Genomic DNA, 21,864 nt, shown 5'->3' on the forward strand with positions numbered 1-21,864 from the left:
GATCGGCGGCACCCTCGCCATCACACGCCGCCGCACCACCACCGCATAACCCCGCACCACCCACACCCCCAGGGCCCCGGCCTCCCACAAGGAGACCGGGGCCCTCCCACACCCCCACCCCCCACACCCCCCGGAACCATGTCCCACAAAACGCCGGCAACGCACCCCTCAGCCGACACAAACCGGGACACACCCCCACACCATCCAGAACCATGTCCCACAAAACGTCGACATAGACCTCTATCACCGCAGAAAAGGGGACATGCCCCGGGACCGCCCGGCCAGGGAGCGGCCTAGGCTGAGGACATGGCGGTTCAGGTCGTGCTGGTGCACGGGATCCGGACGTCCGCGACCATGTGGCGCGCGCAGGTGGAGCACCTGGAGCGACGCGGCATCCCGGTGACCGCCGTCGACCTCCCCGGGCACGGTTCGCGTATGCACGAGGTGTTCACCCTCGACGAGGCCTTCGCCACCATCGACCGGAGTGTGCGCGCCGCCGCTGCGCATGGTCCCGTCCTTCTCGCCGGCCACTCGATGGGAGGCCTGCTGTCGATCGACTACGTCGGCGCAGAGGATCCCCCGCCGGTAGCCGGGTTCATCGCAGCCGCGTGCACGGCGATCCCCCGCGGAGCAGGCCTGGCCACGTACCGCATGCTGGCGCGAGGGTTCGACGCTCTCCCAGACCGCGGGATGTGGCTCACGAACCGGGTGCTCGACGCGACCCTCCCCGCCGAAACCCGCTACGACTTCGGCGCGGGCGGATACGCCCTCGCCGCGCAGGACGTCGCCCTGCGCACCCTGTCGGTGCTGGACCTGTTGACCGCGCTCGATCGCATCTCCGTGCCGATGTGGTTCATCAACGGCCAGTACGACCAACTGCGGATCAACGAGCGCCTGTTCACCCGGATCGCCTCCCACGCGGAGTTGATCGTCGTCCCGCGGACCACGCACCTGGTGACTGCGATGCGTCCTCGCGTCTTCAATGCCCTGCTCGATCTGGCCATCGCGACCCTCGAGAAGCCGAGGTCAGAGGAATCCGCACAGACCTGGTAAGATAGGTGTTTGGCTTGCGTGTGGGTTCCCACCCTCACGACCGCCGTGCGGCATCCCTCTCCTGCCACTCGGCATTCCACCGATCACTCCGAACGAAAGATACGTCGAACGTGGCGAACATCAAGTCGCAGATCAAGCGCAACAAGACCAACGAGAAGGCGCGCGAGCGCAACAAGGCCGTCAAGAGCGAGCTGAAGACCGCGGTGCGTCGCACCCGTGACGCCGTCGCCTCGGGCGACAAGGCCGCGGCGACGAAGGCCCTCGGTTCGGCGACCAAGAAGCTCGACAAGGCCGTGAGCAAGGGCGTCATCCACAAGAACCAGGCGGCGAACCGCAAGTCGGCGATCGCCAAGCAGGTCGCTTCGCTCTGAGCGAGCCTCCGCTCGTCGAAGGCCCGTCCCGGATTCGGGGCGGGCCTTCGACGTGTGTTCCGGCCCACCGCGCGTCGATGAGAGTCAGTCGCCGAACGGCGCTCGCGTGGCGATCACCGTCACGAGCCGCTCCACGGCGAAGACCGGGTCGCGAGAAGCCCCTTTGACCTCGGCGTCCGCCCTCGCGGCCGCCTGAATCGCGATCTGCAGGGCCGCCTCATCCCATCCCGCAAGGTCGCGGCGCGCGCGATCGACCTGCCAGTCCTTGAGACCCAGCCGGGCCGCCAGAGCGCCGGAGGACTCACGCACGCCATAGACGCGCGCCATCGTCCGCAGCTTCGACGCGATGGCCGCCACCAGCGGCACCGGGTCCGCGCCTGAGGCGATCGCGTGTCGCAGCGACACCAGCGCGTCGCCATAGCGACCGGCGATGGCTGTGTCGGCCACGGTGAACGCCGACGTCTCGACTCGTCCGCCGTAATAGCGCTGCACGACCTGTTCGGTGATGTCTCCCGCCACGTCGGCGATCAGCTGCTGACACGCGGCCGCCAGCTCGGTGACGTCGTCGGCGAACGCCGAGGTGAGTGCGCGCAGGGCAGCCGGCTGGATGCGGCGACCGGCGGTGGAGAACTCGCCCGCGGCGAAGTCGTATCTCTCGGCATCCCTCTTGATCGCGGGACACGCGACTTCCACCCCACTGCCCTGGCCGGAACGGACCGCCTCGAGCAGCTTCTTGCCCCGAACGCTCGCGCCGGTGTGCCGCAACACCACGGTCGCACCGTCCTGGGGGGTCTGGAGGTACGCGAGCGCCTCGACGAGGAATGCATCCGAGCATCGTTCGACCCCGCTGACGCGGACCAGGCGCGGTTCACCGAACAGCGAGGGCGACGTCATCGCAAGCAGCGTGCCCGCCTCGTAGCCGTCGGCACGGATATCGGAGACCTCGAGACTTGCGTCTTCGGCCTTCAGGTAGTCGCGTATGCCGGCGATCGCGCGCTCGGCGCAGACCTCTTCCGGCCCCGACACCAGCACCACGGGTGCGGGCTGGGGCGATCGCCACGACAGTTGCGGAATCGCCGACTTCGGCGCCGACGATGATCGGCGGCGGGGGGACGGCGGCATGGGTCCAGCCTATCCGCCGGCGCCGACGTCGCCCCGCTCACGCCACACGACCAGCCGGTCATCCTCGCGCCACACGGCGACGATCCCGTGCCGGTCGGTCCGGGCGATGACGCCTCCCCCGTCGGCGACGAGCGCGAGGGCCTCCGCCCGCGGATGCCCGAACGGATTGTCAGCACCCACGGTGTACAGACCCACCCGCGCGGCGACACGGTCGTACAGCGTCGCACTTTGATCCGCACTGCCGTGGTGTGCGACCTTCACCACGTCGAACCGAGACCCGATCGCGGGCAGCAGACGTCGCTGCGGGTCTTCGGAGAGATCCCCGAGCAGAAGCGTCGCAGGAAGCCCTCCACCCGTCACGGCGAGCACCACGCTGGCGTCGTTCCCCGGGACGCCGACCGACTCCGTCGGCCACAGGACCTGCCACCGGGCGGAGCCGACCGCGCCGGAGTCCCCCTCCTGCACCTGCCGGATCTGCGCACCGGCAACGCTGAGAGATGAAAGCATCTCGGCATCCTCCGCGGTGTCGGGTGGGCCATGGATCACGACGGCCGCGCGGCCGCGCACGACCTCCCACGCCCCGACGTGGTCGTGGTCGAAGTGCGTGAGCACGAGAAGATCGAGACGGTCCACTCCTGCTCGGTCCAGACATCGGCGGAGCGCGTCCGGATCGGGCCCGGTGTCGACGAGGACGATCCGTTCGTCGGACCGAAGGAGGATCGCGTCCCCCTGGCCCACGTCGCAGGCGAGGATCTGCCATCGCGGCGGCACGGTCAGCGGGCCGAGCAGCCCCGCGAGCGCGACGGTACCGGCGAGGATTCCCCCCACCGCCGCGAGGAGGCCACGGCACGCCGCGCGCACCCGACGCCTACGCACATCGTCCCCCCGCAGACCGAGCGCGAGACCTGTCGCCGCCGAGAGCGCCGCGAGCAGCAGCGCTCCGCCGGCCCCGCCGATCCAAGGAAGCTGATCGCCCGGGAGTGCGCTGACCGTCGCTGCCGTCGCGGCGATCCAGGCCGCGGGGAGCCAGGCGATCGCGGCCAGCCCCGCGGCCAGCACCGGGATCGGCGCGGCCAGACAGGCCGTCAGACCGAGCACGGTCACCGCCGGCGCCGCCGGCGCCGCCAGCACGTTCGCGGCGACGCCGTAGACCGGCACCGAGGGCGAGATGAGGATGAGCAACGGCCCGCACGCCAGCTGCGCGGCCAGCGGAACGGCCACGGTGAGGGCCAGAACCGGCGGCATCAGCCGCTCGAGTCCACGAGCCAGCGCACGCGCGAACAACAGCAGGGAGGCGGTGGCCGACGCCGACAGGGCGAACCCGAGCGACCCCGCCAGCCACGGATCCACCGCCAGGCAGGCGCACACCGCGGCGGCGAGGACGGCGATACCCTGCGCGGGACGTCCGAGCAGGAGCGCAAGCATGGCCACAGCCGCCATGCCGGCGGCGCGCACCACACTCGGCTCGGGCGTGACCAGCACGACGAAAGCGGCGAGGGCGATCATGGCGACGAGGATGCGGGCCACGCGGCCGGCCCCTGCCGCCGCGGCGATCCCGAAGGCGATGCCCACCACCAGCGCGCAGTTCGCACCGGATACCGCCGTTAGGTGCGACAACGACGACTCCTTCATCGCGGCGTCCAGTGCCTCGTCCACCAGCAGGGTGTCCCCGACGGCGAGGCCGGGGACCAACGATGCTCCCGCGGTGGGCAACCCCTCGACGGCGTCGAACAGCCCCCGTCGGAGGTCGCTCGACACCCGCAACATGCCCGTCGCGGGCTCTCGCACCGTCAACCCGCCGCTCGCGTGCAACCGCATCACGGCGCGCGTGCCGGGATCGCTCGGTCGCGCGGAGCCGACGGCCTGGATGCGCGCGCCGACATCCAACTCCGCGGCTCCGACGATGTCCTCGGGGTCCGCGATGATCTGTATCGGCGCCGAGACGCGCTGCTCGCCCGCACCGGAGTCGACCCGCACCGACACCGCGTCGAAGGCGAGCTGGTCGCCACCCCATCGTTCGAGCTTGCCGGTGACGGTCGCCACGACGTCCACGGGGCCCGGTGCCCTCGTCGCCTCGAGGGCTCGCTCGCGCGGCTCGATCGCCGCCCACGAACCCGCTGCCGCGATCATCGACGCGAGGGCGGTGAGAACGACCACCGCCGCCGCTCTCCTCACCCGTGCTCGCGCTCGCTCGCGCCGCGTGAGAGTGGTCGCCAACGCGACCGCGGCAACAGCCGCACCGACCACGACGGGTGCGGCATCGGGGTGAACGATCACGAGTCCGGAGACGGCCCAGGTGACCGCCGCGGCAGGAACGAGCGTCCACCCGCGCGCCATCACACGACGACCAGGTCCCGAAGCCCCGCGAGCACCTTCTCCCCGATGCCCGCGACGGCCAGGAGATCCTCGACGCTTTCGAAGGGGCCGTTGGCCTCTCGCCACGCGACGATGCGGCTGCCGAGTGCGGGCCCGATGCCCGGCAAGGTCTCCAGTGTCGTGAGATCAGCGGTGTTCAGGTTGATCGACCCGCCGGCGACCGCGCCCGGTGTCCCGGGCACGTCGCGAGGCGTCTCCCCCACCTCGGGAACGTGGAGCTGCTCGCCGTCGGTGAGCGGCCGCGCCAGATTCACCGCCGCGGCGTCAGCCTTCTCGTCGAGGCCCCCCGCCGCGGCGATCGCATCCATCACACGCGACGCGTCGTCGAGCACATACAGGCCCGCGACGGCGACCGCGCCGGAGACGTGCACGTACAGCTTGGCCGACGACGGCTCCGGCTCCGCGTGGGACGACGCAGCGACCGGGACCTTCTCGATCGGAGCGGACGCGGTGCGCACGATTCCGATCACCACCGTCACCGCGAGCGCGCAGAGGACGAGCATCACGAGGCCGCCCAGGCCCCACCTCCGCGCGGTCGGCGTCTCGATCGGTGTGGGCACGACCCCACGCTAGGCGCGGCGCCCGGACCGACCGACGCATCGGTCCGGGTCCGTGGAGGGCCATCTCGCAGGCCCCCTTGGGGAGGATCAGTTCGCGCTGAAGCTGACGACCTTCGGTGCACGCACGACGGCGCGCGTGATGGTCATGTCGCCGAGTGCGCGGATGACCCGGGCATCCTCGCGGGCGAGCTTTTCGAGGGCATCGGGCTCGATGCGTGCCGGCACCTCGAGCGTCGCCCTGACCTTGCCGTTGATCTGCACGACCGCGGTCACCGAGTCCTCGACGAGGAGCGTCGGGTCGGCCGTGCGCCACGTCACAAGGCCCACGAACGGCTCGTAGCCGAGCGTCTCCCACATCTCCTCGGCCGTGTGGGGGGCGAACAGGTCGAGGATCATCGCCGTGGCCTCCGCGGCCTCGCGAACAGCCGGGTCGGCGGCACCGGCCCCGGTGTCGATGACCTTGCGGGTCGCGTTGACCAGCTCCATGAGGCGGGCCACGACGACATTGAACTTCGTCTGCTCGACAAGAGTCGGTGCGTCCGCGAGGAGACGGTGGGTGATGCGGCGCAGCGCGGGGTCGCCGTCTTTCCACACGACATCGCGCTCGCTGGCGACATCCTTCGCGACCCGCCACGCCCGCGAGAGGAACTTCTGCGCGCCGGTGGTCGACACGTCGTTCCAGTCCTTGTCGTCTTCCACGGGACCGGCGAAGGCGAGCGCCACGCGCAGCGCATCCGCGCCGTGCGCGTCGAGCTCGTCCTGGAAGACGACGAGGTTGCCCTTGCTCTTGGACATCTTCGTGCCGCCGAGGATGATCATCCCCTGGTTGATGAGGCTTGAGAACGGCTCAGTGAAGTCGACGAGACCCATGTCGTACAGCACCTTGGTGATGAACCGCGCGTAAAGGAGGTGCAGGATCGCGTGCTCGACGCCACCGATGTAGAAGTCGACCGGCGCCCACTTCATCGCCTCCGCCGAGGAGAAGGCTTCGTTCGGGTCGCCGGGCGAAAGGAAGCGCAGGAAATACCACGAGCTGTCGACGAACGTGTCCATCGTGTCGGGGTCGCGTCGGGCGGGTCGCCCGGTCTCGGGGTCGACGGTCTGCACCCAGTCGGTGGCTGCGCCGAGCGGGGACGTCCCCTTGGGAGCGAGGTCGAGGCCCGCCGCGTCAGGCAGGACGAGCGGCAGCTGGTCACCGGGAACGGGCACGATGCGCCCGTCGTCCGTGTGGATCATCGGGATCGGGGTGCCCCAGAATCGCTGGCGCGAGATGAGCCAGTCGCGCAGTCGATAGGACTTCGAGGCGCGACCCGACCCCTTCGCCTCGAGCTCGTCGATCATGCGCGCGATGGCGTTCCGCTTGGACAATCCGTCCAACGATCCGGAGTTGACCATTCGTCCTTCGCCGGCCAGCGCGACCCCGGTACGCGCCGGGTCGATGTCATCCAGCGACGGGTCGTCGGCGAGCGGGTCGATCGGATTGCCGTCGTCGTCGAGCTCGATCACCGGCATCGCACCCGTGATCGGCGCCGTCGTGTCGACCACGACCTTGACGGGCAGATCGAATGCACGCGCGAAGTCGAGGTCGCGCTGATCGTGCGCGGGGACGGCCATGACGGCACCGTGGCCGTAGTCGGCCAACACGTAGTCTGCCGCCCAGACCGGCAGACGCTCACCGTTGGCCGGGTTGACCGCGTAGCGCTCGAGGAAGACACCCGTCTTGGGTCGATCTGTCGCCTGACGCTCGATCTCGGTCTGACGGCCCACCGACTCGACGTACTCGGCGAAGGCTGCCTGCACCTCCGGGGATGCACCGGCGGCGAGGTCGGCGGCAAGGTCGCTGTCGGGGGCGACGACGAAGAAGGTCGCTCCGTGAAGCGTGTCGGGACGCGTCGAGAAGACGGTGACCTTCTCGGGGTGCCCCTCGATCTCGAAGTCGATGTCGGCGCCCACCGAACGACCGATCCAGTTCCGCTGCATGCGGATGACCTTCTGCGGCCAGCGTCCCTCGAGCTGGTTGAGGTCATCGAGCAGGCGGTCGGCGTAGTCGGTGATCTTGAAGTACCACTGTTCGAGCTTCTTCTTCACGACCACGGCGCCACTGCGTTCGGATGTCCCATCCGGCAGCACCTGCTCGTTGGCCAGCACCGTCTGGTCCACCGGGTCCCAGTTCACCGACGCGTCCTTGCGGTAGGCGAGGCCGCGCTCGTGGAGGCGCTGGAACAGCCACTGATTCCACTGGTAGTAGTCGGGGTCGCTCGTGTGCAGCACCCGGTTCCAGTCGAACGAGACGCCGTAGGACCGGAAGCCGCTCTTCTGCTGGGCGATGTTGTCGTAGGTCCACTCGCGGGGGTCCGCGCCACGCTTGATGGCAGCGTTCTCGGCGGGCAGGCCGAAGGAGTCCCAGCCGATCGGGTTCAGGACGTTGTAGCCACGGTGACGCCAGAAGCGCGCGACGATGTCGGAATAGAGGTAGTTCTCGGCGTGACCCATGTGCAGGTCCCCGGACGGGTAGGGGAACATCGCGAGGACGTACTTGCGGGGGCGCGTGTCATCGGCGCCACCCGCCTTGAAGGGATCGGCCTGCTCCCAGCGCTGCTGCCACTTCGCTTCGACGGCGTGGGCGTCGAAGCCCGATCCGTCGTGGGGTGCGGCGCTGTCGGGGGTGGGGGTGTGTGACACAGGGGAACCAATCGAGGAGTACCGGGGCGCGCGGAACGCGTCTTTCAGGTTACCGGAACCTCACCAGCCCGCCGCGTCCCGCCAGGCAGGGGGGAGTTCGGCACCCATCGCGGCAAGCGGGGCGCGGGCCTTGACCGCCACCTCTGCGACCTCTGCCGCAGCACGCGATCCCCAGGTGATCCCTCCGCCGGCGCCGACCACGGCTCGTCCGTCTCCGATGAGGACCGAGCGGATCACCATCGCGAGGTCCATTCCGCCGTGCTCGCCGATCCATCCGAAGCAGCCCGCGAACACCCCGCGCGGGGCGTTCTCGAGGCGCTGCAGAATGGTCATCGCCGCGAGCTTGGGGGCACCGGTCATGCTGCCCGCGGGGAACGTGGCCCCGAGCAGGTCGCGCGTGGTCACCTCGGGCCGCAGCCGGCCGACGACGGTACTGACGAGCTGGTGCACCGCCGGATAGGACTCCACCTCCAGCAGGCTCGGCACGCGCACCGAGCCCGGTTCGCACACGCGGGACAGGTCGTTTCGCATGAGGTCGACGATCATGACGTTCTCCGCACGTTCCTTCCCGCTCTCGCGCAACGCCTCGGCGAGGGCGCGGTCGTGGAGGACGTCCGTCGCGCGCGGCCGCGTTCCTTTGATCGGATGAGTCGCCACCGTTCTGCCACGGACCTCCAAGAAGCGTTCGGGGCTGGCACTGGCCAGCGCGAGGTCACCGGCCCGGATCAGGCCCCCGTGGTGCGAGTCGGTGGCGGCGCGCAGCCGGCGGAACACCGTGACCGCGTCGGGCGGATCGGTCACCTCGAATCGGGTGGTGAGACACAGCTGGTAGGCATCGCCGTCGCGGATCGCCCGCCGGCATGCGGCGATGAGGTCGGCGTACCCCTCCGGGTCGTGTCGCGCCGTCGCGGCGCGTCTGCCCACCGTCTCCGGACGAGGCGCCCCCCGCACCGCCCCGAGAGACCGGATCAGCCGTTCCGCCTCGTCGCGGGCGGCCTCGACCACGACCGACCGTCGTGCGTGATCGAAGCCGATGCACCACCGGACCCGCATTCCGCGCTCCCCCGCCGTCGGCGGCCACGCGGGAGAGCCTGCGCGCGCAGCGGCCGCGTCGTAGTCCAGCCAGCCGACCCAGCCGCCCGGCGCCGGTCCCCACCGGCCCGGTGCCCCGGCGCCGCCGACGGCGGGGACGTCGGGTGCGGTGTCGTGCGTTCGTCCGGAGTGGCCGACACCGACCCAGCTCCTCCCGTCGGCGGCGGTCCGGCCCGCGTCCAGCCAGAAGGAGTTCTCCGACTCGGCGCACAGCGTCGTGTAGACATCCTCCGGGTCGACCCACCCGGGGTACTCGATGTGGACCGACGGGGTTTTCACATCTCCAGGCTAGGCGGCGCACGTAGTGTCGACCGGGTGAACGATGTGCTCACCTGGATCCTCGACGCGGTGCAGTCGGTCGATCCGGTGCTACGGACCGTGCTCGCCGGGGTGGCCATCATGTTGGAGACCAGCGTGCTCATCGGCCTGGTCGTTCCGGGCGACACCGTCGTCATCGTCGCCGCGACCGCGGTGTCGAGCGTCTGGGAAGGGCTGGTCCTGGGCGTCGTCGTCGTGTTCGGCGCCCTGGTCGGGGAGAGCATCGGGTTCTGGCTGGGCCGTGTGCTCGGGCCGAGGATCCGCCACTCGCGGTTGGGTCGGCGTATCGGCGAGGCGAACTGGGTGCGTTCCGAGCGCTACCTCCGCCGTCGCGGCGGGCCGGCGATCTTCCTGTCGAGGTTCCTGCCGGTGCTGCACTCCCTGGTCCCCCTCACCGTCGGGATGAGCGGCTACCGCTACGCGCGATTCCTGGCATGGACGACGCCCGCCTGCGTCCTGTGGGCGGCGTTGTATGTCTCCGTCTCTTCCGCGGCAGCAGGCACCTACCGGGAGTTGGCGGATCGGCTCCACTCGGCCGGGTACATCTTCGTCGCGGTCATCATCGTCTTCCTCCTCCTCGTCCTCGCGGCCAAGAAGATCATCGAACGGGTCGAACGCAAGCACCTCGACGAAGACGCTTCCGCCTCGTCGACGGGCCACGGACCCACCGCCGTGGAAGACTGAGAGGCATGGCCACCCCGACCGACGATCTCCCGCGCCCGAAAGTGCTGTGGTTGGCACGGTGGGAACGCCGATTCCATGCGTGGCGCGAGCGGCGCGCGCGCAAACGGGGTCTCCTTCCGACGGTGACGGCTTTCCCGGGGTACGGCAGCACCGAGTGGGTGCGGGTCCTCGGCCGCGTGCTCATCGTGCCACCGTCATCCCCCCGCGGCGGCGGAGAGTACGGCAGCGTCCGGGGGTGGCGAAGCTTCGTCGCCGTCCCCGTCGGGTTCGCCCAGGTGAGTGTGACGATCGGCGGGGTCACCCACGAGGTCGTGTCCGACCGCGGTGGTGTCGTCGACACGGTTCTCCCGGCCGCGCTGGAGCCCGGTTGGCAGACCTTCTCGGTCTCTGTCGAGGGCGGCGCACCGGTTGAGATGCGGGCGTTCATCGTCGCCCCGGACATCCGTTTCGGCGTCGTCTCAGATGTCGACGACACCGTGTGGGTCACCGCCCTCCCGCGCCCCCTGCTCGCCGCATGGAATTCCTTCGTTGTGGACGAGCACGCGCGCCAGCCCGTCGCGGGCATGGCCGTCCTCCTGGAGACCCTGGTCCGTGACCGGCCGGGGATCCCGGTGGTGTACCTGTCGACGGGGGCCTGGAACATCGCCTCGACCCTTACCCGTTTCCTGCGTCGGCACCTCTACCCGGCCGGCGCCACCCTGCTGACAGACTGGGGCCCCACGCACGACCGCTGGTTCCGGAGCGGGCAGCTGCACAAGGCGGCGAATCTCCAACGCCTCGCGGCGGAGTTTCCCGAGATCACCTGGCTCCTCATCGGCGACGACGGCCAGCACGACGACGAGATCTACACAACCTTCGCCAGCGAGCATCCCGAGAACGTCGCCGCGGTCGCGATCCGACGCCTCTCTCCCGCCGAGGCGGTGCTGGCCGGCGGCCGGACCGCTGTCAACGACCACACTGCCGCCTCGGTCCCGTGGGTGACCGCCTCTCACGGCGCGGGCCTGCTCCGGCGATTGCGTGAGGAAGGCGTGGTCGGAGACTGAGAAGGGTCGCGACCGCCGCGTAGGCTGGGAGCATGTGCGGAAGGTTCGTCGTCGCAAACGTCGGCTCCGAGCTCGTCGGCGTGCTCCGGGTCGATCTCGAAGGCGATGATCTTCCTCTGCCCTCGTTCAACATCGCTCCGACCGATCCCGCGTCCATCGTGCTGGACTCGGCCAAGACTGAACCTCCCACGCGACGGCTCGAGCGTGCCCGATGGGGGCTCGTGCCCGGCTGGGCCAAGGATCCCTCCGTCGGAACGCGCGCGTTCAACGCACGGTCGGAGGAGCTCGAGGACAAGCCCATGTTCCGCGGCGCACTCCAGAAGCGCCGCGCGGTCGTCCCCGCCTCCGGCTACTACGAGTGGCAGCGGGCGGGCGGTGGCAAAGTGCCCCACTACATCCACCCGATAGACGACGCGCCACTGTTCTTCGCCGGCCTCTACGAGTGGTGGAAGGACCCGGCCAAAGCCGCCGACGATCCGTCCCGCTGGATGCTGAGCTTCACCATCCTCACGCGCGACGCGCACGGGCCGCTCGCGTCCGTCCACGATCGCATGCCCGTCTTCATGGACCCCGACCACGCCGATGCCTGGCTGGACCCGACCGCCGAGAATGCGCGCGACATCCTGGATGCGGCAGTCGACGCGGCGGAGGAGGTCTCCGACGGTCTCGAGGCGCGCGTGGTCTCGTCAGCCGTGGGGAACGTCCGCAACAACGGCCCCGAGCTCATCGCCCCGATCTCCTCGTGAGCGCACACCTCCGCCTCCGGTCCGAACAGTGGCGGGAGCGGGAAGCCCACCACAGAGCGCTCGCCGATGAGCTGACGGCCGACTACCGGGCCCGCGCTGCGCGGCGGCAGAAGCATCCCGTCGAAGACTTCCTGTTCACCTACTACTCCTACAAGCCCTCGGTCCTGCGGCGTTGGCACCCCGGTGCGGGCGTGGTGCTCGAAGACGCGGCGGCCACACCCCGTTCCGGTTGGCGCGGTTACGTCCCCACTCATCCGGAGGGGTCCTTGGTGGTCGACGCGGACCTCTACCGCGCGCAGCGCGGAGCCATGCTCGCCAACGTCGTGCGCATCCTTCGCGCCACAGCCGGTCGCGCGCCCTCGTACGGCTGCTTCGGGATGCACGAATGGGCGATGCTCTATCGCGAACCTCGGCCGCGGCACGACCTCCCGCTCCGTTTGGGAGCCGCAGGAACCGACGCCGTGGTGGAGCGCCACGATCTGCGATGCACCCACTTCGACGCGTACCGGTTCTTCACCCCCGATGCCGCTCCGCGCAACCGGGCTACGCTCACCCGCGAGACCTCCCCGGAGCAGCCCGGGTGCCTCCACGCGGGAATGGACCTCTACAAGTGGGCGGTGAAGGCCGGCCCGCTGGTGCCCGGAGAGCTTCTCCTTGATACCTTCCGGCATGCCCGGGCCATCCGCGCGCTCGATATGCAGGCGTCCCCCTATGACCTGCGCGAGTGGGGGTACGCTCCCGTCGCCGTCGAGACCCCCGAGGGGAAGGCGGAGTACGTCCGTCGCCAGCGGGAGTTCGCCGAGGCCGGGACTGTTCTGCGAGCGCGCCTTCTCGACGCGATCGGTGTCTGAGAGGCGGCTCAGCCGACGCCCACGCACGTATCGCACGGGATGAGACCCGCCGACGTCGAGAGTCGCAGCGCGGTCACCCGCTCCGACGCTTCCACCAGCCGCTCACGGTCGAGGGCCCCGGACTCGACGGCGGCGACGATGCCGTCGACCATGCGCCGAGCACTGTCGGCATCGCTGTACAGGACGGTGAGGACCATGTCGTTGCCTGCGACGAGGGCCGCCACGCCGTTGGCGACCGGGTCGGCGTACTCAGCGATCCCCGAGGCTTGGAGCATCCCCAGATCGTCCGTGATCGTCACCCCGTCGAAGCCGAGCTCCTCCCGAGCGATCGAATGCCAACGGGCGGACAGTGACGCTGGCGCGGCGTCCACTTCGCTGTACGTCAGATGACCGAACATCAGCAGGTCCGCACCAGCCTCGATGCCAGCCACGAACGGCGGCGCCTGCGTCGCCAGCCATTCCTCTCGCGGCATGTCCGTTGTCGGGATGCCCACGTGCGAGTCCCCCGGGGCCGCGCCGTGCCCCGGGAAGTGCTTCAGTGTGGAGGCGGTGCGCCCTGCCTCTCCCCGCACCGCGGCCGCGACGTGCGCGGCGGCGATGTCGGGTTCGGTACCCAGCGCGCGGCGGTAGATGAACATCGCGGGATCGGATGTCACGTCGGCGACGATCCCGAAATTGACGGACGCACCCCCACGCTCGACGAGCGCCGCGCGCGCTGCGAACGCCGCCTCGACCTCGGCCGGCGAGGAACTCTTGAGGGTACTCGCGGCCGGCAGGTCGTCCCAGGGCAGCCTCGAGACATCGCCGCCCTCCTGGTCGATCGCGACGAGAGGCGGCAGCTCGTCGTCGACCGTGAGGGCCGCCGTCACCTCCCGAAGCCCGTCCTCGGTTGCGGGAACGTTCGCCCCCATGAGGATGAAACCGCCGATCCGGTCGGTCGCCATGTAGTCACGCAGCACGGTGTGATCTGTGGTCGGAAGGTGGCCCATGACGACACTCGCCGCTTGTTCCCGCAGGGTCATGGTGCCCACGATCGCGGCTGCCGTCGCGGCGCGATCGCTCGCGTCGGCCGCGTGGACGGTCACGGGCGCGCCGCCTGGTGACGGGGCCTGACGAACTGCCCCGGCGCCGAGAGGAAGCGAGCCGAGAAGTCCTGCCAGCCCGACCGCGACGACGACGGCGCGAAGGAGGCCAGGCATGCCACCACCGTACGCGACAGGTCGACCCCGGGGACACGAAGAAAGCCCCGGGTGCTCCCGGGGCTTTCTTCGTGTGGTGGACCTGAGGGGACTCGAACCCCTGACCCCCTGCACGTTATGTGCCCGTGGCTGTTTGCTTGAAATCTCGGGGCAAACCGCCCTCTGACCTGGTATTAGCCTAGCGGATCTCTAACCGCTCTTTACCGCTGTTCACCGCACCGGAGTGCCCGTGAGTGCCGCCCAGCTCGGCCATGAGTGCCCAACGAGTGCCCGGCCGCACCAGCGATGCCCCATTGCGAACAGCCACCAACCTGTCTGGACCGTGATCACGCATGCCGTGACCTACTCGGCAGTCTCTTTGCAGATCGTGCTCGATTGGTGCCGTTCTCCTGGGCCGGGAGCGCTTACTCGTTCGGTACTGTAACGAATATGCCGTTGCACTGGATACGCTGAACGCGCGCGGTTCAGGGGGCCGCGGTGCCGCGCGCCTGCGGACTGACGATTAGGAGCAACGCAATGCTGTGGCAGCTGCAAGATTTCAAGGGCATTGTCTCGGCAGCACTCGACATCAGAGGCGGCAAGACCACGATCTTGACCGGGGTGAACAGTAGCGGCAAGTCGTCAACGATCCAGTCGCTGCTGCTCATCGCGCAGAGCCTCTACAACGACGGGTCAATTGTGCTGAACGGCCCCCTAGTGCGACTTGGGGACGCGCACGATCTTGTGCGCGAGGGCGCGAACAGTGGCAACACGCAGTTCAGCCTGGGCTTCGACCCGACCTCGCACGACGGCGGCTCCCAAGACGACGTTCGCATCGACTACGAACTAGTGGCAACAGAGGATCGGTCGTCGCTCCGCGCCCGTCAGGTGACGGTGAATAGCGCTGAGCACGGCGAACTACCTCTGGTGATGGCACGTCAGAACTCTCGCGGGAGCGACGTAGAACTCGCGATGCACGCCACCCGCCACCTCGGACAACGCGATGCGTTACATCTAAAGTCACTGCTCGGCAGCGAGAAATTACAGCTGCGGACTTACGTCATCCTGCAAGGCTTCCGTCCCGTGGCCGTCGTGCAGCTGCTTGATCCCGATGTGCTCGAACGCCGGTACGAATCGACGCTGACGGCGTTGTTCGCTGACGGTGGACGTCAGAAAAGCGCGCGAGTAACCACGGGGCCATTTTCGCAGTACGTCCGGGAGTTCGTTCATCTGCTCAGAGAGGCCGCCCTAGAGGACGAGAGCCTGCGACCACTCGCGGAAAACTTCCGTCAGATACGCGCGGGCAACGCTTACTCGTTCGAGCGTGTGTGGGAGACCTTCGACGCGGCAGTCCAAGCCCGAGCAATCTCGGCGGCCGCCGCTCAGAGGAAGCAACGAGCCTACGCGTTCCTTCCGATTCGCGGCTCGGTGTGGAGATTCGGCACAACTATCGGCCTCCTTGAGGGTCAGCTCGAACTGAAGCTCGGCGCAACCTATGAAGTGCTCTGCGCGGTCAGCGATGTTCTCGATCGGCTGGCACAACGCGTGCAGTATCTCGGACCGCTCCGTGATGAGCCGCGGGTTGTGTGGAACCACTGGAATGAGCTGGCTCGCGGTCTGCCGGTTGGGACACGAGGCGAGTACTCGGCTGCCGTCTTGTCGCGCTCCGGCAACAATCCCGTTCAGTACCGACCGCCGGAGGGCACTCGCACCGGCGGTCTTCTCTCCACCGCCGTGAATGAGTGGCTGACCTACCTTGAGATCGGAGAAAATGTCGCAGCACGCTCTCGCGGAAAGCTTGGTGTGGGGTTCGATCTGCGCCTTGGAGGATCTGTCCGGGACCTGACGTCAGTCGGAGTTGGAGTGAGCCAGGCGCTGCCGCTCTTGGTAGGGCTTCTCTCGGCGCCGCACGATTCGATATTCATCGTTGAGCAGCCGGAGTTGCACTTGCACCCCGCAGTGCAGGCTCGGCTTGCAGATTTCCTCCTGCTGGCGCGGCCAGACGTTGCGCTGGTTATCGAAACGCACAGCGAGGCATTCATCACGCGCGTTCGTAGGCGCGCAGCAGAGGGAACCATTGGTATCGAGGATGTCGATATCACTTTCGTAGAGCCACGCGAGAACGGGTCCGAAGCTCGCACCCTCCAACTCAGTGAGTTTGGAGACCTTAGCGAGTGGCCCACGGGCTTCTTGTCCTCGGCAGAAGAGGACGTTCGCGCAATTCTAAAGATGAATATCCAGCGCAGTAGCGGGTCTGCGACGAATGGTTGACCTCACCTGGCTACTCGATCCTGAGATTGTGATTCCGTCACCCGAGGGTGCCGCAGGGGCAGTGTTTTGGGAAAGAATGCTTGCGCGCGCGGAAGATCGAACTCCACGACTCGGCGTCGCGACCCTCCAAGCTCTGGGCAACCTCGCGGACAGCCCTCCGAGTCCAATGCTCCTCGCCGAGCGAGACTTCTGGGCCATCCTCGGCCAGTACATGTCGAGGGGCTTCCCCGCAATCGAGGCAAAGCGAGTTACTTGCGCCGACCACCTGCACGCCGACTACACACCCTTCCTGGGCGAGGCCTCCAACGCACGCCTCCTTCTAGATGACCTCGCGTCCTTGGGGCCAGACACTCATGTCGTCGTTAGCTCCGTGGATGAGTGCTGGACTGAAACGCCGCGCAAGTGTGCCCGGTGCGAGGCCGCCATGCTGCACGTCGTCGGCTCGGCCAGCGACTCGGAGGGTGCGATCAGCGCCACTGCCCAGATCTGGCGCCAGGCCTACCTGTCTGAGTGTCCGTCAGATCTAGGAGGTATGTCGGCGCTCGCCGACAAGATGTTTCCCTCCCTTGAGTTTCACCCCGACGCTTGGGAGCGAGTGGGATCTCTCGTGGGGCCGGCGGAGGAGAACGTGCCGCTCCTTGTGCACCACCTCGGCGTGCTGAATGATCACGCGTCGCGTATCTGGGCCGACTTCTCCGTGCGCGAGGATCGTCAGTCAGCTATGGGCGCGCTCGGTGTTACGTGCTCACCTGACAGTCCCCAAACTCACAAGTACAAGGCCGCCATGCGCGAACGGGATTTCACCTTCGGGTCTTCGGTGGTGCGCTGCGAGTGGCACACCAAGCTCCGTCCCACAAAGAATCGGATCCACTTCAATGCCGATGGTGGCACGGTCCGAATTGGAACGATCGTCGATCACCTGACTATTTAGCCAAGCTGCCGATATCCATCATCTGTCGGACTGCGCATTTACTGACGTGGCCACGCTGGCCTCGCGTCGCCTTCCACCCAGAATATTTCGGACTACTCCTGGTGAAAATGAAGACTGGGGCGGGCTGCGCAGGTGTTGTTCGGGTGAAGATGGACATCCTGTGTATTCCTTCTCGGGATCGGGTCCTGGCGGGTGGCTACGTAGTCGGGTGCTCGCGATCAGACGCGGGGCACGACCGGCTCTCGGGTGTTAGCTGCCACATACTCGTCGAGCGCGGGGCGCGGGATGCGGACGTGCTTGCCGAGCTTGACGACCTGCACGTGGCGGTCAGAGACAAGCCGGCGAGCGAATCGCTCCGACGTGTTGATGTTGGCGGCAGCTTCGGCCACTGTCAACAGGTCGGGTCGCGTCTCGGCGGGGGGTGCCGCTGCGGTGGCGGTGGTCGGGCTGGCGTTCATGGTGGTATTCCTTCCATCGGGGCGTCGTGTCTGCCCCTCTTCGGTATGGGGCGGGCTGTTGCGGTCAATGTTGCGGGGCTGTTTGTGACTGTCGCAATGCGCGAATCGCGCGAGATGTATAGGTTCTTCCGGAAATTCGGCCCAGAAAGTTGCTCGCGACGGGGCGTCGGGGTCCGCCGGGATGAGCATCCTCGTTCGGCGAGATCGCGGCAGCCTGCGGGCATCAAGCTGCGCCCCGGTCGGGATTGTCAGACCCGCCTCTGACGGCGTTGACAGGTCCTAGACATGCCAACGGACCCGGCGCGGTGCGGGCCCTACGCGACGACAACAGCCCCCGCACGCGATTGTGCGGGGGCTGTTGTCCGGGTCGGCTAGGTGGCCGGGTCGCTGGCGAGCTGGCGCAGGTGTGCGGCGGTGGCATCGAGCATTGCGGCGAAGTGGTCGGATGACGCCACTTCGGCTTCGACATGCTCTGACGTGTGCAGAGTTCACTACGCGGAATCCAGCGCCTCGACTGGGCGCTGCATGGCCATGGCTCCGGCAGGGTGATGCTGGGACTTTCGTGCGGCCATTAGTCCGGCATGGCGTCGTCGCCTTGCGGCCAGCTGAGTCCCTCCCACCAGGGCACCGGGGAGGTGAATCGGCCCATCAGTTCAGGTTTGATCGCGGTGAGCCTTCCCCGAGCGTCGCGAGCGCCTCGCGCATATCCGGCGCGAGCGTACGTCGCTTCGCGTAGTGCTGCTCAGTCACTCGCGAGCGGGAATGTCCCAGGGTGAGAGCGGCGGCATCCAACCCCCCGCTTTCGTGATCAGCGATCGTCGTTGCCACGGTCTTGCGGAACACGTGTGGAACCAGCTCGGACGACAGCCCCGCCCATTCGCGGACGGCGCGCAACTGCCGGTGTACCGAGTGCGAGCCGGTCGGCAGCCCGCTGCTCGTGTGGAACAGGAAATCAGTGCCGTGCAGGTTCGCTGCCCGCGTCAGCCGTTCCAGGGTGGGCACGACCCACTCGGGGACGATGATCGAGCGCATGCCGGCCTCGGTCTTCGTCGCCGGCTGCCAGTGCTTGCGCTGCCCGTGACCTTCGATGAGCGTCCCGGCGATCGTGACGACGGTACGGGCGTGCCCGAGATCGACGTCTTGCACGCGCAACCCTAGCGCTTCACCGATCCGCGCAGAAGTCGCAAGCATGACGTCCGTCACGTCAATGAGCAGGCGCGACGGCTGCGGTCCGTGGCGGTCGGGGCGCTCGCGCCACTCTTCGATCGTGCGGCGGAACTGCGCCAGCTGCATTGGCGCTAGCGTAACGATCTCCCGATCGGGGCGCGGGTGCACGCGGATGCTGTCTGCCATGTCGAAGGTGAACACGTCGCGGCGTTTGCCGAGCTTGACCACTTTGCGCAGCGCGACCAGCGCGTTACGTGCCTGTGAGGCGCTGTGCGCGTGCCATTGCTGATAGGCAGCATCGAGCAGGCTCGGTTTCACCGCACCCAGTGGGACAGCGCCCAACGTCGGGATGATGACGCGGCGGATCAGTCGCGCCTGCTCATGCAGGTACGCCGGCCGCGCTTCTGCGAACACTGCTTCCTCTGCTATCAGCGCTTCGCACAGCGCCTCAAACGTGCTCGCCGGGGTGAGGACGCCGGCGGCGCCGGCAGGCGCCACAGACACGCGCTCAGGATCGATCCATGTCCCCGTCACGTGAGCGGCGCGCTCAGTCGCGAGCCAGGCCTGCGCCTCGGCCTCGCTGTCGAATCGGCGAGGGGCGCGCATCGTGCGCCCCTCCATGCGGTAGAACGCTTCGAATTTTCCAGACTCGCGACGGCGAATCGTGCCCCATGAGGCCGGACGCTTGCGCTTCGGGGATGCGGAACTGGACTTCGGATTGGCCATCTCGGCTGCCTCTCGGAACTCTCCAGGAGACTCACGAGTGCCCGTGAGTGCCGCCCGGATGCCACGGAGAGGTCTGAACTCTTCCCCGAAATCGCCAGTTACCTGGCTTTTTTGGTGGACCTGAGGGGACTCGAACCCCTGACCCCCTGCATGCCATGCAGGTGCGCTACCAGCTGCGCCACAGGCCCGGATGTTCTCCCGCTCGCGCGGGCAACTCGATCAGCTTACAACATCTTCGACGCGGAGACGAATTGCGCCGCCCTCCCGGGCGTGCCGTCGCGACGCGCTCGATCACTCCGCCGTCGGCGCTGGGACACGCTCGATCGGGACGACCGGACAGTCCTTCCAGAGCCGTTCGAGGCCGTAGTAGGACCGCTCTTCTTCGTGGAACACATGTGCCACGAGGTCTCCGAAGTCCAAGAGGATCCATCGGGATTCCTGCCGACCCTCACGACGAAGACGCTTGTGCCCGGCCTCCAGGAGCTTCTCCTCGATCTCGTCCGCGATCGCGGCGACGTTCCGCTCGCTGCGTCCGGTCACGACGAGGAACACATCGACGAGAGGGAGCGGTTCGGAGACGTCGAGAGCGACGAGATCCTCGCCACCGGTGGCCTCGGCGGCGGCCGCCGCGATCTGCAGCATGTCGCGCGATTGTTCCGTGGCCGCCATCAGATGGTGCCCGTCGCGAAGGCGATGATCAGCACGCCGACGAGTGCGAGAGCCAGCACACCGGCGGTGATCGCCAAGGTCAGCATCAATCGACCGCCCTTCTCGGGCGCCGGGGGCCTGATGACGTCACCCGGCGCCTTGTGGGTGCTGATCGCGGCGCTGGCGGCGATCGGGGTCGGCGAGGAGTGCGCGGGAAGCTCGCCGTCGACGAGGACCGCGTCGACTTCTTTCCCATCAGCGGTGCCGCGAGCGTGACCGGTCGAGCCATACCCCTCGGGAAGCTCGTAGGAACCGGTGAGGATCACTTCACCCGTTGAGGCGACCGGTGAGGAGATCGTCGAGGGCGTCTGCGACATGATGAGGGCATTCGGTGTGCTCACAGACCCGCTCGAGGAGCGCGACAGAAGCTGGTCGAACGACGCCGGAGCGCCGGCGGCGTCCGCCCCGCCTCCGGCGAGCAAGCCGGCACCGAAAGCCGGGTTCACCACGGGGCGCTCCGCTTCCGCGGCGCCGCCAACGTCGCCGAGCGCGTCGACATCGGGTGCAGGGACTTCCTCGGCCGACGCGGAGGGCGTCGACTCCCCCTTCGGCGCGGGGGCATCCGCCGGGGTGGCCGCGGGCTCGGACGAGGCGGCGTGCTTCGCCGCGACCTCCGGCGTGATCACCGGGACCGAGGCGGTTCGGATCTTCTCCTGCTGTCGCGCCTGCCGGCGCGTCAGCGGTGCTTCGCCGAGATTGACGCTGGAATCCGGGGCCGGCGTCGGCGAGACCTTGGCCGGCGGTGCCGGTCGCGGAAGACGAGGCGCCGCCGGAGCTTTCTGCTCGGGGGCCTCCGGTGCGGTTGCGGGGTCTGCATCGACGTCGGCGTCCGGGGGTGTCACGACGGGCGTCGAGCCGGTGTTGCGGATCTCACGCAGCTGACGACGCGTCAGCGGCTTGTCCGCGGGTTGCTCGGGTGTGCTCATTCCATGCTCCGGTAGAGGTGATGCTTGGCAATGTATTGGACAACCCCGTCGGGAACGAGATACCACACCGGGTGGCCCCGATGAACGCGATCCCGACAGTCGGTGGACGAGATCGACAGGGCGGGGATCTCCAGCTGACTGACGTTCTCCGTCGGCAATCCCTCTGTGCTCAGGACGTGCCCGGGACGAGAGACCGCGACGAAGTGAGCGAGGTGCCACAGCTCATCATGATCGCGCCAACTGAGAATCTGCGCCACGGCGTCGGCGCCGGTGATGAAGAACAGGTCCGCACCGGGGCGCTGCTCCCGCAGGTCCTTGAGGGTGTCGATGGTGTACGTGGGCCCTGCGCGGTCGATGTCGACCCTGCTCACGGTGAAGCGCGGGTTTGACGCGGTCGCGATCACCGTCATCAGGTAGCGGTGCTCGCTGGGGGTGACGCTCTGCTTCTGCCAAGGGCGGCCCGTGGGTACGAAGACGACCTCATCGAGGTCGAACGACTGCGCCACTTCGCTCGCCGCCACGAGGTGACCGTGGTGAATGGGGTCGAACGTTCCACCCATCACCCCGATCCGGGGCGTTCGCGCCGAGGACATGCAGGCGG

At 68.2% G+C, this 21,864-nt stretch carries 18 protein-coding genes, 1 tRNA gene and 1 pseudogene; 8 read left to right on the forward strand and 12 right to left on the reverse strand.

Annotated features, from left to right (window positions below; genetic code table 11):
* Positions 1 to 306 precede the first annotated feature (306 nt).
* Together RZO50_RS10000 and rpsT are read left to right on the forward strand one after the other, a co-directional pair.
* Complete coding sequence (locus RZO50_RS10000; RefSeq protein ID WP_322599593.1) at positions 307 to 1,053, forward strand: alpha/beta fold hydrolase; 747 nt, start codon at positions 307 to 309, stop codon at positions 1,051 to 1,053.
* A 110-nt stretch (positions 1,054 to 1,163) separates the two neighbouring features.
* The gene (gene rpsT, locus RZO50_RS10005; protein WP_322599594.1) at positions 1,164 to 1,424 is read left to right on the forward strand and encodes a 30S ribosomal protein S20; all 261 of its coding nucleotides are present in this window, start codon (positions 1,164 to 1,166) and stop codon (positions 1,422 to 1,424) included.
* 84 nt (positions 1,425 to 1,508) lie between these two features.
* On the opposite strand, the gene holA is transcribed toward rpsT, so the two are convergent.
* From holA to RZO50_RS10030, 5 genes and pseudogenes are all read right to left on the reverse strand, one after another.
* Entirely contained in the window at positions 1,509 to 2,546 is a 1,038-nt protein-coding gene (gene holA, locus RZO50_RS10010) for a DNA polymerase III subunit delta (protein ID WP_322599595.1), read from the reverse strand.
* 519 nt (positions 2,547 to 3,065) lie between these two features.
* Positions 3,066 to 4,883: pseudogene (locus RZO50_RS10015) on the reverse strand (ComEC/Rec2 family competence protein); the annotation flags it as partial.
* Positions 4,883 to 5,482, reverse strand: coding sequence for a ComEA family DNA-binding protein (locus tag RZO50_RS10020; RefSeq protein ID WP_322599597.1), 600 nt, complete (start codon positions 5,480 to 5,482; stop codon positions 4,883 to 4,885). The pseudogene RZO50_RS10015 and the gene RZO50_RS10020, both read right to left, overlap by 1 nt.
* An 87-nt stretch (positions 5,483 to 5,569) precedes the next feature.
* Positions 5,570 to 8,164 (reverse strand): leucine--tRNA ligase, encoded by a 2,595-nt coding sequence (gene leuS / locus RZO50_RS10025; protein WP_322599598.1) that lies wholly within the window; start codon positions 8,162 to 8,164, stop codon positions 5,570 to 5,572.
* A 60-nt stretch (positions 8,165 to 8,224) separates the two neighbouring features.
* On the reverse strand, positions 8,225 to 9,535 hold the full coding sequence (locus RZO50_RS10030) for an anthranilate synthase component I family protein (RefSeq protein ID WP_322599599.1): 1,311 nt from the start codon (positions 9,533 to 9,535) through the stop codon (positions 8,225 to 8,227).
* Positions 9,536 to 9,571: 36 nt separating this feature from the next.
* On the opposite strand from RZO50_RS10030, the gene RZO50_RS10035 reads away from it, so the two are divergent.
* Genes RZO50_RS10035 through RZO50_RS10050 form a run of 4 tightly spaced genes read left to right on the forward strand, consistent with a single transcriptional unit; the run spans position 9,572 to position 12,898 of the window.
* On the forward strand, positions 9,572 to 10,258 hold the full coding sequence (locus RZO50_RS10035; protein WP_322599600.1) for a DedA family protein: 687 nt from the start codon (positions 9,572 to 9,574) through the stop codon (positions 10,256 to 10,258).
* A 5-nt stretch (positions 10,259 to 10,263) separates the two neighbouring features.
* A complete protein-coding gene (locus tag RZO50_RS10040; protein ID WP_322599601.1) occupies positions 10,264 to 11,301 on the forward strand; it encodes an App1 family protein in 1,038 nt (345 codons plus the stop codon).
* Positions 11,302 to 11,333: 32 nt separating this feature from the next.
* Entirely contained in the window at positions 11,334 to 12,047 is a 714-nt protein-coding gene (locus tag RZO50_RS10045) for an SOS response-associated peptidase (RefSeq protein WP_322599602.1), read from the forward strand.
* Positions 12,044 to 12,898, forward strand: coding sequence for a 3-methyladenine DNA glycosylase (locus tag RZO50_RS10050; RefSeq protein WP_322599603.1), 855 nt, complete (start codon positions 12,044 to 12,046; stop codon positions 12,896 to 12,898). The genes RZO50_RS10045 and RZO50_RS10050 overlap by 4 nt, the downstream gene beginning before the upstream one ends.
* Positions 12,899 to 12,906: 8 nt before the next feature.
* Here RZO50_RS10050 and RZO50_RS10055 read toward each other — a convergent pair whose 3' ends face one another.
* Positions 12,907 to 14,097 (reverse strand): glycoside hydrolase family 3 N-terminal domain-containing protein, encoded by a 1,191-nt coding sequence (locus tag RZO50_RS10055; protein WP_322599604.1) that lies wholly within the window; start codon positions 14,095 to 14,097, stop codon positions 12,907 to 12,909.
* A 516-nt stretch (positions 14,098 to 14,613) separates the two neighbouring features.
* Here RZO50_RS10055 and RZO50_RS10060 point away from each other — a divergent pair.
* Positions 14,614 to 16,347: an AAA family ATPase gene (locus RZO50_RS10060; protein ID WP_322599605.1), complete on the forward strand. Its 1,734-nt coding sequence runs from the start codon at positions 14,614 to 14,616 to the stop codon at positions 16,345 to 16,347.
* Between the two features lie 424 nt (positions 16,348 to 16,771).
* Positions 16,772 to 17,278, forward strand: a complete 507-nt coding sequence (locus RZO50_RS10065; RefSeq protein WP_322599606.1) for a hypothetical protein — start codon at positions 16,772 to 16,774, stop codon at positions 17,276 to 17,278.
* A 218-nt stretch (positions 17,279 to 17,496) separates the two neighbouring features.
* On the opposite strand, the gene RZO50_RS10070 is transcribed toward RZO50_RS10065, so the two are convergent.
* The 6 genes from RZO50_RS10070 to nadD all read right to left on the reverse strand — a co-directional run bounded on the left by RZO50_RS10070 (position 17,497) and on the right by nadD (position 21,856).
* A complete protein-coding gene (locus RZO50_RS10070) occupies positions 17,497 to 17,736 on the reverse strand; it encodes an excisionase family DNA-binding protein (RefSeq protein WP_322599607.1) in 240 nt (79 codons plus the stop codon).
* Positions 17,737 to 18,384: 648 nt separating this feature from the next.
* Positions 18,385 to 19,629 (reverse strand): tyrosine-type recombinase/integrase, encoded by a 1,245-nt coding sequence (locus RZO50_RS10075; protein ID WP_322599608.1) that lies wholly within the window; start codon positions 19,627 to 19,629, stop codon positions 18,385 to 18,387.
* A gap of 112 nt (positions 19,630 to 19,741) precedes the next feature.
* Positions 19,742 to 19,817 (reverse strand) — tRNA-Ala (locus RZO50_RS10080).
* Between the two features lie 103 nt (positions 19,818 to 19,920).
* A complete protein-coding gene (gene rsfS, locus RZO50_RS10085) occupies positions 19,921 to 20,298 on the reverse strand; it encodes a ribosome silencing factor (RefSeq protein WP_322599609.1) in 378 nt (125 codons plus the stop codon).
* Positions 20,298 to 21,263, reverse strand: a complete 966-nt coding sequence (locus tag RZO50_RS10090) for a hypothetical protein (RefSeq protein ID WP_322599610.1) — start codon at positions 21,261 to 21,263, stop codon at positions 20,298 to 20,300. The genes rsfS and RZO50_RS10090 overlap by 1 nt, the downstream gene beginning before the upstream one ends.
* Positions 21,260 to 21,856, reverse strand: a complete 597-nt coding sequence (gene nadD, locus RZO50_RS10095) for a nicotinate-nucleotide adenylyltransferase (protein WP_322599611.1) — start codon at positions 21,854 to 21,856, stop codon at positions 21,260 to 21,262. Before nadD ends, RZO50_RS10090 begins: the two co-directional genes overlap by 4 nt.
* Positions 21,857 to 21,864 lie beyond the last annotated feature (8 nt).

Source organism: Microbacterium xanthum (genome assembly GCF_034531355.1).
GTDB lineage: Bacteria > Actinomycetota > Actinomycetes > Actinomycetales > Microbacteriaceae > Microbacterium > Microbacterium xanthum.

Coding starts and splice junctions, on each gene's coding strand:
- RZO50_RS10000 (WP_322599593.1), top strand. CDS start 307: ATGGCGGTTCAGGTCGTGCTGGTGCACGGGATCCGGACGTCCGCGACC.
- holA (WP_322599595.1), bottom strand. CDS start 2,546: ATGCCGCCGTCCCCCCGCCGCCGATCATCGTCGGCGCCGAAGTCGGCG.
- RZO50_RS10040 (WP_322599601.1), top strand. CDS start 10,264: ATGGCCACCCCGACCGACGATCTCCCGCGCCCGAAAGTGCTGTGGTTG.
- RZO50_RS10045 (WP_322599602.1), top strand. CDS start 11,334: ATGTGCGGAAGGTTCGTCGTCGCAAACGTCGGCTCCGAGCTCGTCGGC.
- RZO50_RS10055 (WP_322599604.1), bottom strand. CDS start 14,097: ATGCCTGGCCTCCTTCGCGCCGTCGTCGTCGCGGTCGGGCTGGCAGGA.
- RZO50_RS10060 (WP_322599605.1), top strand. CDS start 14,614: ATGCTGTGGCAGCTGCAAGATTTCAAGGGCATTGTCTCGGCAGCACTC.
- RZO50_RS10065 (WP_322599606.1), top strand. CDS start 16,772: ATGCTGCACGTCGTCGGCTCGGCCAGCGACTCGGAGGGTGCGATCAGC.
- RZO50_RS10070 (WP_322599607.1), bottom strand. CDS start 17,736: ATGAACGCCAGCCCGACCACCGCCACCGCAGCGGCACCCCCCGCCGAG.
- RZO50_RS10075 (WP_322599608.1), bottom strand. CDS start 19,629: ATGGCCAATCCGAAGTCCAGTTCCGCATCCCCGAAGCGCAAGCGTCCG.
- rsfS (WP_322599609.1), bottom strand. CDS start 20,298: ATGGCGGCCACGGAACAATCGCGCGACATGCTGCAGATCGCGGCGGCC.
- RZO50_RS10090 (WP_322599610.1), bottom strand. CDS start 21,263: ATGAGCACACCCGAGCAACCCGCGGACAAGCCGCTGACGCGTCGTCAG.
- nadD (WP_322599611.1), bottom strand. CDS start 21,856: ATGTCCTCGGCGCGAACGCCCCGGATCGGGGTGATGGGTGGAACGTTC.